Below are 10,097 nucleotides of genomic sequence, written 5' to 3'. Positions count from 1 at the left end.
GGCGTCAAAGACCATGCGCACCGCGCGCTCCATGACCTCAGGGGAAAACTTCGGTGACTTTCTCATCTTGGCTCCATTCTCAATCGAAGGAGCCTCCTCAAAATCCGGGGCGGTTCACAAAGCTACGCGACGCCGTGACTACCGTCGGCGTCAGTGCCGACGCGGTGCGCCAGCACCTTGGGAAACCTCAGAAGTAGAGCCACAGCTCGACAACGCGGTTTCACTAGGGGACCGGAGCCGAGGAGACGCAGGGCGGCAGGCTCACCGGGTACCACACCACCACGACAGGGAGCCTTTAGCCAACGGTATTGAGCGTCTGGCGAGGTTGGCTTGAGCGCGCAAACAATGGGCGGCCTTCGGCCAACTGCGGACGTTCGGCCGTGCCTCACAATGCGGACAGCGAATAGCCCTGAACCTTTCCATCTGGAACACTCGCTACGCCGCCAAATTTGCGTCCAGCTCGGTAGCCACAATGCCAAAACCACGTCGCACTTCATTATTTGCATTCTTCTTGGTGGCTTCCGCATTGCCAATTACGGTTTGGCTGCATAATCGGTTTTCCATGGAGATTAGCGCAATATATGCCGCAGTCTCAATGGGCGGCGGCTCGCTGATTGCTGTCCGAAACAAGTGCCCAATCTGTGGCAAACGGTACTCGGACTTCTACCCTTTTAAAGGCGGCGGAAGTCTTCTTAGATGGGCGTCTCGAGCAGAACGGTGCCCATCATGTGATTCGGCAATAGAGTGACGACGTGCCACAACTTCACTTTCGCGAGCGAAAGATGTTCGGATGTCCTTGCTCTAGTTGGTGCTTCGGCCCGAGTGAGCATGTCTGACGCCTGTCGGACAACAGCCGCCACCGGCCAGGAGCGGACGCTGACCACCACCTCACGCCTCCAGCAAATCGCAGTGCTGCCGGGCCTTGTCGTCCGCGTCGACAGCCAAGAAGCAACCTTGCTTCTCGCCCGCCGCAGATTCAAACTCGCCGACAACAAAGATGCGTCGAGCGCCGAGCTGCTTCCACCTGCGAAGCCGCGCGCCGAGCGGGTCGTCGGCCTTGTCTTCGATGACCTCCTTCCCGTTCGCCAGCATCGCGGCAACACAGCGCCCTGCGTAGTCCTGACTCTTCTCGGAGACCGCGACGACCACTGCGGGGTAGGGATGCAGGAAGGCGGGCAACCGGCTTCCGTGCATCTCCAGGAGGATGCCAATCATTCTCTCCAAGGAGCCCAGCACCGCATGATGCAGGATGACCGGCCGCGCCAACGACCCGGATGCGCCTTGAAAGGAGAGATTGAATCTTTCGGGCAGCACGTAGTCGAGCTGAAGGACGCCCATCTGCCAGCTTCGGCCGAGCTTGTCCTTCACCTGGAGCTCAATCTTCGGACCATAGAACGCGCCACCGCCGCTGAGTTCCCCCCACTCCACGCCGTGGTCGCGACAAGCGCTGCGCAGCGCCTCTTCCGCGCTATCCCAAAGGGCCTCGCTGCCGAAGCGTCTCTCGGGTCGAAGCGAGATGGCGTAGTCGACGCTTTCGAAGCCGAGCTCCAGATAGACGTCTCGCGCCATCCGAAGGTACTCGCCCACCACCTGCATGACCGCGCCTTCGTCGACGAAGACATGGGAATCGTCCTGGCAGAACTGACGCTGCCTGAACAGCACTCGGAGCGAGCCAGACGGCTCTGCGCGAAACACCTCCCCGAACTCGAAGAAGCGCAGCGGGAGTTCGCGGTAGCTCCTGCGCATCGACTCGAACAACACGATGTGGTTCGGGCAGCTCATGGGCCGCAAGGCATATCCGCCGGCCTCCGAGCCGTGCTCGCCATCCACCGACGCCAGGAACATGTTGCCTCGATATTTCTCGAGGTGGCCCGACCGCTCGAAGACGTCCACCGCGACCAGGCTGGGAGACTTGACCTCGAGGTATCGAGCCGCGCGATGCTTGGCCCGAATGTAGCTGCGCAGATTCTCGTAGAGACGCAGGCCTGCCGGCTGCCAGTAGACGACGCCGGCTCCTTCGCCGACATGAAGCAGTTGCATCCGTTGAGCGACGTCAAGATAGCGTTGGTTCTGCATGATGAATCCTTAAGCTGAAAAAGAAAAAACCGTCCGGGTATGAGCCGGACGGTTCTGGTGTTGAGTGAGCTGCGGCTAGCGCGCGCGTGACCAGACCCCCGGCGGTGAGCGGGTGGTGGTCGTAGCAATGGCGGCGTGATGGAACATCTTGCGAACTCGGTTGAACGTGCTGAGGCCCTTCATATGAGGTCCAACGCGCTGAAGGACGGAAAGGCATACACGGGCTTCGGCCCAAACAAAGATTTACCTGGTATGACCCCTAGAGCTGACGGGCAGGGCCTTCAAACGGTGGCCTACCTGCTCAAGGCCTGCCTCGTCGGCGCAGACTGAAGCTCCATTCCCCTAAAGGAGCTCATCATGGAAGCGATTTCGACGTGTCACCGTGAGCCGTGGAACAAGGGCAAGCTGGTTGGACAGAAGACCCCCTTCAGGCTCAAGGAAATTTGGGCCATCCGGGTGCGATTGCAGTTGCAAGGTCGGGTGCGCGACCTCGCACTGTTCAATTTGGGCATCGACAGCAAGCTCCGGGCGTGCGACCTCGTGTAGCTTCACGTCCGCGACGTCTCAAACGGCGAGCGCGTTGCTGCTCGAGCAAAGGTGATGCAGCAGAAGACTGGACAACCCGTGCAGTTCGAGATGACGGGCCCGACCCGGCTCGCCGTGGAAGCGTGGATTGCCAAGGCCCAATTGAAGCCCGGAGATTTCTTGTTTCCGAGCCGGGTCCAGCAGTCGCCGCACATTGGAACGCGACAGTACGCCCGTATCGTGGACGGCTGGGTCGAGGAAATAGGCTTGGACAGCGCGACTTACGGTACCCACTCGATGCGCAGGACCAAGGCATCCTTGATTTATCGGCGCACAAGGAACCTGCGCGCTGTGCAGCTTCTGCTCGGCCACAGCAAAATTGAAAGCACGGTGCGCTATTTGGGCATCGAGGTTGAAGACGCGTTGGAGCTGGCGGAACAGACCGACGCCTGAAGCAGTCGGCCGCAAGGTCGTACCTGTCCGGGCGGCTCTCCGGCAGAATGCGGCCGACACCAGACCCTATTTCAAGGACCCAGCGATGCCTTCTGAGCCGCGTGATTGGCCGTTCGACAGCCCGCCAAGCACGGAGTGCCTGACGGTCCGTTCGATTGTCGAGGGCGTGAAGCCGGTCTTGATGGCTTCACGAGACGCGAAGGATGGCGCTTGGCAGTTCCTCACCGGCGACGCCTTCGACGCAGCAGACGAGATGGTGGTCTCGCTGACAAGCATGGTTGACCGAGACCCGACATTGGTTCAACTTGCGGACGTACGACCAGGCTGGATGGCATGGCGCGAGGATGGCGGGGCCCCATGGAGCCGCCAGGCCGAAGCCCGGCAGACAGACGAGTAGCGCGACCGGCAGAATGCGGCCGCGCCTGTGTGAAAACTCCGTCGACTCACGTTTTCGAGGGTCCTTGACCCCTTGGAGCATTCGAGAAAACGCCGCCTGAGCCCACCCGAGAGGTCGACTTTCGGAATGACGTCGAACGCATCGCGTTTTCACACGGCCTCGGCCAGAACCAGACGTTCACGAGCAAGCTAGATTTGCACCTATGACACGTTCCCGAACAACCATCAAAGCCGCGGCAGGCAAGCTCATCGCGGCGATTCAGAAGGAGTGGGGCATCGAAGCTGGCGAGCCGGAGTCGGCTGCAAGCGAGAACGTGATGCATGCGGCGCACGACCTGCTGAAGGCCGCGTCCCAGTTTGGGCAATCGCGAGCGTCATCGGCTCGGGCTCCATATCGACGTTCCTTGGCGCGGAGTGGGTTGAGGCTCATCCACGAGTCCTGCCGTACATCGCGGCCCTCGAACGCGCTCGATGAGCAATGGACGGTAAGCTGCCCACAAGCCGACACTCAGACCTCCGAGTCAGCTAGCGTCGGCAACGCCAGGAAGAACGATGAAGACACCCGCAGAAGTTTTCGACTGGCTCACAAACAAGGTAGAGGGAACGCCTTGGTCGAGCGTGCGCGAACACCGGAAGGTCACGCACGAGTGGAAGCGCCACACCGGAGGTCGGACCATGGCCGCCGGCCTGACGGCATCCATCGCGCCCTCGCCAACGTTCTCGCTCTCGGTGGATGCAGCGGGCGTAGAAGGCGAGTACGTTACCGGCGCCAAGGACGGCGTTTTCACGGTACTGATGTCGCAGAGCTTCACCCCGGTGCTTGCATGCCAGATTGACCTCACAGCCCTGCAGGTGCATCCAGTCGATTCTTCCTACGCTGCGTTTTACATGGCTGCGAAGGAGGCGACAGAGAGACTTCTTGGCGTCGTCCCCGGCTTCGAGCTCAACATCGCCTGGGGACAATGGTCTTAGGAGACACCCCGGCGCAGCAGGCAAGATTCGGCCAAGAGCGGTCACCCGCTCGAACCTCGACGGCAGCCAAATCAACCACGCCAAAGTGGCGAGCTCGCTATGAAAATCAATCCTGCGAATACGTCGGCCGCGGTGGCATACCTTCTAGCCTTCGTCGCAGTAATCGCAGTAATCGCAGTCTGCCTGCTTGCAAAGTTCGTTATCAAGAAGGAGTTGACCCTCAATCAGGCCGAAGCCATTGTTGTCGGAATCCTCGCAGTGGGCGGCCTGATTTTGACGGTCTTGTATAGCTGATGGAAGCAAGCGGTTCCTTCCGGCGCCTGAGCGCCGCAGCGGAATCGGTCTCCTCCTCAATTTTGATGAGTTCCAACCGCAGCGACGCGGGGTCTTGACGGACCTGATGGTCGCCGGCGGCCGTGGCAGGACGCGGGCAACTGCCACCAGCCGCCAGCGGCCAGATGCGGACCTTCGCGTCTCCGGCGATTTGTAAACTGGCGACACCCTTCGAAGCCTGACTGACGATGGACTTCTACGACGACCTCGCCCCGCTGTATCACCTGATATTCCCAAACTGGAGCAATAGCATCCAGCGACAGGGCGAACAGCTGGACCGGCTCATTCAGGCGGAGTGGCCTGGGCACCGTACCTTGCTGGACGTCTCATGCGGCATCGGAACTCAAACCCTCGCGCTTGCAGGGCGCGGCTACTCGGTCGTCGGCTCAGACCTCTCGGGTAAGGAAATCGAACGCGCGCGGCGCGAGGCTGACCTTCGGGGCCTGGCGGTCGACCTCACCGTCGGCGATATGCGCTCGGCCCACGAAGTTCATGGCACGGGCTTCGACCTCATCATTTCGTGCGACAACTCGGTTCCGCACCTGTTGACCGACGATGACCTGCTACTCGCGTTTCAGCAGTTCTTCGCGTGCTTGCGACCCGGCGGCGGATGCGCCATCACTGTCAGGGACTATGACAAGGAAGAACGCGGCTCGAACCTCGTCAAGCATTACGGAGCGAGGGTCGAAGACGGCAAGCGCTATGTGCTGTTCCAGGTCTGGGACTTCCAGGGCGACCACTACGACCTGTCCTTCTTCGTCGTTGAAGACGACATCGCGACCGGGCAAGTGAAAACCCACACAATGCGGTCCAGGTGCTACGCCGTCTCCGTCGCACGACTCTGTGAATTGATGCGCGAGGCTGGCTTCGAAGGCGTAAAGCGTCTCGATGACGGGTTCTATCAGCCCGTTCTAGTCGGGACCAAGCCTGCCAGTGGGTAGGTCAGAATGCGGCCAGAACCTGTCGTTCACGGCGAGACCAAATTGAGCTTGAACAAATATCAATCCGAGGCGAAGCATGGATGAGCGCGAGCTCCTCGCAGAACAGTGGCGAGCTGTAGCTACGGCACTTGGCCTACAAATCGTCGCGCCGTACCTGGCGCGGCCCAGTGGACCACCATCGCGAGCGCCAAGCCGGCAAGGGCGCCAAGACAAGACCATGGTGAGACGAGAGCATCAAGCATTTGGGAGGCACGGGTGAATGTCCGCAGTTGGCCGAGGCTGTGTGAAAACGCGATGCGGTCGACGTCATTCAGAAAGTCGACCGCCAACGCGCCTCCTCGAAACCCCTGACCACCTCCCGCGCCGCGAACGCGCCGTAGTGCTCAACTGCCGGCATCACGATGCCGTCGAGCACCATGCGGCTGTGATCGCGGTCAATGTGGCAGTGCTCGCGGAAGTACCGACCGTCCATGGTCGGCAGGTGCTTCTGCAGCGTGTCCATCCAGACCCCGCAGCTCGTGATGAAGGCGGTCTCGGCCTGATAGATCGCACCGACGTACCTGAAGAAGTGCCGCTTGTTCCTCGTGACCATGTTGTAGTAGTTCGCCAAGTAAATGCTGCCGTTCAGGTAGTACTGCCAGTAGTGGTGCGGCGTGGGGTTCAGGTCGCACGATCGCAGCATGTCGCCGAACATGGCCGCGTGCTTCTTATGTGCGTTCCCGTAGCCGAGCTCGTCGATGATGATTTTGAAAAGCTCCGATGCCATGGACCCGTAGCTCCCGCTGGCGTATCTAGCCATGGGGCTTGATTCGACGAGAAAGTCCGGCGCGAGCTGCACGAGAAAGTCGAGAGCCGCGTTGCGGGGGTCCACCGCGTGGTCGATCGCGTCGGCCGACGGCAGCGACGACACCTTAGTCGTCCGGATCGAATATTCCTCGAGGTAATTTCGGACCGACGCCGCAGTCCAGTTGTCGGAAGTGACGATTTCGTCCTCGAGGAACGAGAACAGAAATTTCTCGAGCAGCGGCATTCCGAGGTTAGCCGCCGCCTTCTTGTCGTCAGCGTAGAACGTCGTGAAGGCGGTCGGATCGAAGCCTCCGGCGTCCTCCGGCAACATCAGAAAGTCGGACTCGTTCATGGCGAAGAGGATCCGGTTCGCTGAGAGCGCGGCATAGTCGGCTTGCCGACCGAGCCGAAGGGGCGACGAGAAGTCAAGGAATTTGGCGATGTGGGGGCGCAGGCGTCGCCCGTAGTAGTTCTGCTCGTACCGATGCTCGTCGTCGATGTGCAGCGGGCTGTTGCAGAACGCGAGGATTGCGTCCTTGCACAACTCGTAGTTGTCGATCGTGAAGTCGTGGACCAGTTTCTGGGCGAGAACGTCCGCTTTGTTCACGAATGCCTCCGCTTCGGTTGCAGCGGAGAGAACCGCCCGCTTTGCGAGAAATGGAACACGTACTTCTGACCGGCCTTGATCGGCAACGGTTCGTTGAGGTGATGGACCGCCTGGTGCCAGTGCACCCGGTCGCGCAGTTCGTTCGAGACGACGTGCTGCCCGTAGTAAGCGTGAAAGTACGACGCGATCCCATGACAGACCCCTTCGGCGTAGCTGTCGAAGGTGACGTAGTGAGCGAGGTTGCTCTCCTGCGTGTAGTCGTACTCGCGCACGAGACTACTCATGGAGAGCGATCTCGACGCAAAATTGCCTAGACGAACAGGGAAGTAGGCCTCCGTCGCGTACCTGTTGATCTCCGTCAGGTCGAGGTCGTCGTAGTAGTCGACGTGGTTCTGATTACGGAGTTCCTGTGATTCGAGCATGTAACCGTACTGCTCGACACGCGACGGCATGACCATCGTCGACTTACCGGCGATCTCGGCGATGTCGTTGGCGATGGCGGTGTAGCCTTCGCCGACGACGCCGCAATCTAGCGTCTCGGTAAAGACGATGTCCGGGTCTTTCGGCACCGCCTTGGCCTTGATCAAGTCCGTGCTCGAACCTTGCAGAACCTGAATGCCGCCGGCCAGGCCGTTTTTCTGGATGGTCCTGACTGCGATGGCGTACAGCTGTGCGTCAAGTTCGCAGGTGATGACCTTCGCCGCGCCGTACTTCGCGAACAACATGGCGGTCAGGCCCGCGCCCGTGCCGATTTCGAATACGAGTTTGCCCTTCACGTTGGCGTCTCGGATCGCGCTTTCGATCCCCTTGTTGCGGCGCGAGTCGTTCATCATGGCGAAATGCCATGGTGGGAACATGCGCATATCACCCGGCGTGCCGTTCGATGCAGGTGTCAGAGGTTGGAGGTTCATGGTCGTGTGGTCGGAGGTGTTGAGTAAAGTCCTCAACGGATTTGCGCCGGTGCATGCAGGATTGCACGCCAACGCGAGCGCCGATTGAGGTGTTTGCTTCAGCAGTTGAATACTGCGTGTATTCCCGCGATAGACGTCTGGATCACCGGTCGCGCAAGATCTCGCCCAACCCTTGCGCACGTAGAGGTGCTCCTGCAGCCTGCGCCGGCCTAAGCTCGGCCAAAGACTCTCTGCTTCTCGTCTACTTTGAGCATTCATTTGACGGATGCAATCTTGTATGAGCTTGCATAAGGTGCATAATTTCGCACTTCGATGCGTACTTCAGGGCTTCCGTAGAAAGCGAATATCTCGCACGAATACGTTTGGTGGCAGATTTCCCTATATCCATTGAACACGGAAATTCGGGTCAGTCCATCGGCCTTGAGTGCGACCAAGGCGTGGTCGCCGCTTTGGAACGTTTGCCAGTACACATGCGTGCCGTAGGGTGCGAGCACTCCCGTTCTGACTTGTGCTTGCGCGGTAGCCACCGCTGCCGAGGCAGTGACGGCAATGAGAATTCTCAGATAAGTTTTCATCTTTTTCTCCTAGTCCAGATAATTACAAGTTGACGAGATTCGGCTTCGCGGCTTTTGCAGAGGGGATCGGTTGCGTCAGCTCTCTTTTGATACCGTCTAAATGCCAGCGCCATTCGTGATCCCGTGCCAAACAGATCAAGTGCAATGCGATGCGGCCTGACTGCGATCCGGCGATATTGATGCATGACTGCATCATTTGATGACGAATGATTGATGGTGGGATCTTGTCTCTCGCTCTTTCCATGGCCAGTCCTTTCAGTTGATATCTCGATCGTCGGTTTGAGGTTTTGGCAACACACTAGGGATGCGGTGTCCTCAATTGCGAGGATCCGCACTTCGACTACGAAAGTCCTGATCAAAAGGCGAAAATTTATGAAAGCGCCGCGGGGAATGCTGGTCGGCCGCACGCAACTGAGCGGCAACCCGCGATGCTGAGCCACTGGTCGCAATGCGCGCCAGCGCTACGCCGACCTGCCAGCGCACAGGGCGTGACGTCCAGGTGCGCGATCTGGCCGCCACGAGCAGCTGCTCGGCGCCCATCTTCGCGAAGCCGCACGATGGCCACGTGCTGCGCGTCAATCTGGATGAGAACAGCGCGTCAATTTGGAGGAGAAGAGCGGCGGTGTCGGAACGGGGCCGGGCGTAGCCCGAAACCGTGCCGGCACCGCGCGCCCTGGTGCGCCTTCATGGAGGCCCCCATCGGTGGTCGCGGATCGGGGGTATGGAGCATGGATCTTGTGATCACGAGGGCCCGCCCGTGTCCTTGATCATGCGTATGTCCATGCGTTGCTGTGGCATCAGGCCTGGCCCCCAAAGGGCGCAAGGCTTTGCCCAGCGGTTGGCTCATACGTAACGTCAGCACCGGCGCACCGGCCGAGAACCCGGGCAGATCTAGCTCGAGACTTCTTCAGTCACGACAACGGAATCGCCGGTCACGTTCCCGAAATCATCGGTCACGATGCCGATACCACCGGTCACGCTCCTCCGAAGTACGCATTTGCTGCAGTCTGTCAATCCCGGTTCGGGAGGATCGGCACGGGCCGGGCCACCGGCATCAGCGCCAGGCGGACGCGGCTTTCGTGCGCCAGCGACACCAGCAAGCTCATCGTCTGGTCGAAGTCACCGTAGGCCTGGGGCAGCGGCCTCATCGGCTCCGACAACGGGGTGGCGAAGTCATCCCAATGCACGGGGATCACGGTCTTGGCATGGGTCTTGTCAACGAGCTCTTTCCAATATGCCCGCGTGAACGCTTCGCCTCGCTTGCTCAGGCCACCGATTCCGAGAAAGACGACGTCGGCCCGCACGCTGTTCATCATGTCGGGCGCGAAGTCTGCACTCGGATGAACCAGCACGACGCCAAGCCGATGCGTGATCAAGAACGAATAGCTGCCGCCTTCTTTGAAGGCGCTGGCGCGTGCCGGGACTTCCAAAGGCGCGAGGATCGAGCCCATCGCCGTCGCAGGGGAAGAGTGCAGGGAGCGCAGCATCTTGATCGTGAAGGCGCCGGCGGGCTCGATCATTC

At 60.1% G+C, this 10,097-nt stretch carries 9 protein-coding genes and 1 pseudogene; 5 read left to right on the top strand and 5 right to left on the bottom strand.

Features of this window, described 5'->3' with window-relative positions:
• Positions 1 to 888: 888 nt before the first annotated feature.
• The gene (locus ACSFBL_RS35135) at positions 889 to 2,076 is read right to left on the bottom strand and encodes an aminoacyl--tRNA ligase-related protein (protein ID WP_435520429.1); all 1,188 of its coding nucleotides are present in this window, start codon (positions 2,074 to 2,076) and stop codon (positions 889 to 891) included.
• A 357-nt stretch (positions 2,077 to 2,433) separates the two neighbouring features.
• On the opposite strand from ACSFBL_RS35135, the pseudogene ACSFBL_RS35130 reads away from it, so the two are divergent.
• From ACSFBL_RS35130 to ACSFBL_RS35110, 5 genes and pseudogenes are all read left to right on the top strand, one after another.
• Positions 2,434 to 3,054, top strand: a pseudogene (locus ACSFBL_RS35130) (tyrosine-type recombinase/integrase).
• A gap of 85 nt (positions 3,055 to 3,139) precedes the next feature.
• The gene (locus ACSFBL_RS35125; protein ID WP_435520428.1) at positions 3,140 to 3,451 is read left to right on the top strand and encodes a hypothetical protein; all 312 of its coding nucleotides are present in this window, start codon (positions 3,140 to 3,142) and stop codon (positions 3,449 to 3,451) included.
• Between the two features lie 551 nt (positions 3,452 to 4,002).
• Positions 4,003 to 4,422: a hypothetical protein gene (locus ACSFBL_RS35120; RefSeq protein WP_435520427.1), complete on the top strand. Its 420-nt coding sequence runs from the start codon at positions 4,003 to 4,005 to the stop codon at positions 4,420 to 4,422.
• Positions 4,423 to 4,521: 99 nt separating this feature from the next.
• The gene (locus ACSFBL_RS35115) at positions 4,522 to 4,716 is read left to right on the top strand and encodes a hypothetical protein (RefSeq protein ID WP_435520426.1); all 195 of its coding nucleotides are present in this window, start codon (positions 4,522 to 4,524) and stop codon (positions 4,714 to 4,716) included.
• A 227-nt stretch (positions 4,717 to 4,943) separates the two neighbouring features.
• Entirely contained in the window at positions 4,944 to 5,696 is a 753-nt protein-coding gene (locus tag ACSFBL_RS35110; RefSeq protein WP_435520425.1) for a class I SAM-dependent methyltransferase, read from the top strand.
• 310 nt (positions 5,697 to 6,006) lie between these two features.
• Here the strand turns inward: ACSFBL_RS35110 and ACSFBL_RS35105 are convergent, their stop codons facing one another.
• The 4 genes from ACSFBL_RS35105 to ACSFBL_RS35090 form a co-directional block, all read right to left on the bottom strand.
• The gene (locus ACSFBL_RS35105; RefSeq protein ID WP_435520424.1) at positions 6,007 to 7,089 is read right to left on the bottom strand and encodes an iron-containing redox enzyme family protein; all 1,083 of its coding nucleotides are present in this window, start codon (positions 7,087 to 7,089) and stop codon (positions 6,007 to 6,009) included.
• Complete coding sequence (locus ACSFBL_RS35100) at positions 7,086 to 8,180, bottom strand: SAM-dependent methyltransferase (protein WP_435520423.1); 1,095 nt, start codon at positions 8,178 to 8,180, stop codon at positions 7,086 to 7,088. The genes ACSFBL_RS35105 and ACSFBL_RS35100 overlap by 4 nt, the downstream gene beginning before the upstream one ends.
• A 74-nt stretch (positions 8,181 to 8,254) precedes the next feature.
• Positions 8,255 to 8,575, bottom strand: coding sequence for a hypothetical protein (locus tag ACSFBL_RS35095; RefSeq protein WP_435520422.1), 321 nt, complete (start codon positions 8,573 to 8,575; stop codon positions 8,255 to 8,257).
• Between the two features lie 1,010 nt (positions 8,576 to 9,585).
• Positions 9,586 to 10,097 (bottom strand): MBL fold metallo-hydrolase (locus ACSFBL_RS35090; RefSeq protein WP_475539800.1); only part of this gene is annotated, 512 nt, incomplete at its 5' end.

The sequence above is a fragment of the Variovorax glacialis genome (assembly GCF_051216375.1).
Classification (GTDB): Bacteria; Pseudomonadota; Gammaproteobacteria; order Burkholderiales; family Burkholderiaceae_C; genus Variovorax.
This window is presented reverse-complemented; position numbering and strand designations above follow the sequence as displayed.

Bases quoted from the DNA above. Each gene is read 5' to 3' on its own strand.
- ACSFBL_RS35135 (WP_435520429.1), bottom strand. From the start codon at position 2,076: ATGCAGAACCAACGCTATCTTGACGTCGCTCAACGGATGCAACTGCTT.
- ACSFBL_RS35125 (WP_435520428.1), top strand. From the start codon at position 3,140: ATGCCTTCTGAGCCGCGTGATTGGCCGTTCGACAGCCCGCCAAGCACG.
- ACSFBL_RS35120 (WP_435520427.1), top strand. From the start codon at position 4,003: ATGAAGACACCCGCAGAAGTTTTCGACTGGCTCACAAACAAGGTAGAG.
- ACSFBL_RS35115 (WP_435520426.1), top strand. From the start codon at position 4,522: ATGAAAATCAATCCTGCGAATACGTCGGCCGCGGTGGCATACCTTCTA.
- ACSFBL_RS35110 (WP_435520425.1), top strand. From the start codon at position 4,944: ATGGACTTCTACGACGACCTCGCCCCGCTGTATCACCTGATATTCCCA.
- ACSFBL_RS35095 (WP_435520422.1), bottom strand. From the start codon at position 8,575: ATGAAAACTTATCTGAGAATTCTCATTGCCGTCACTGCCTCGGCAGCG.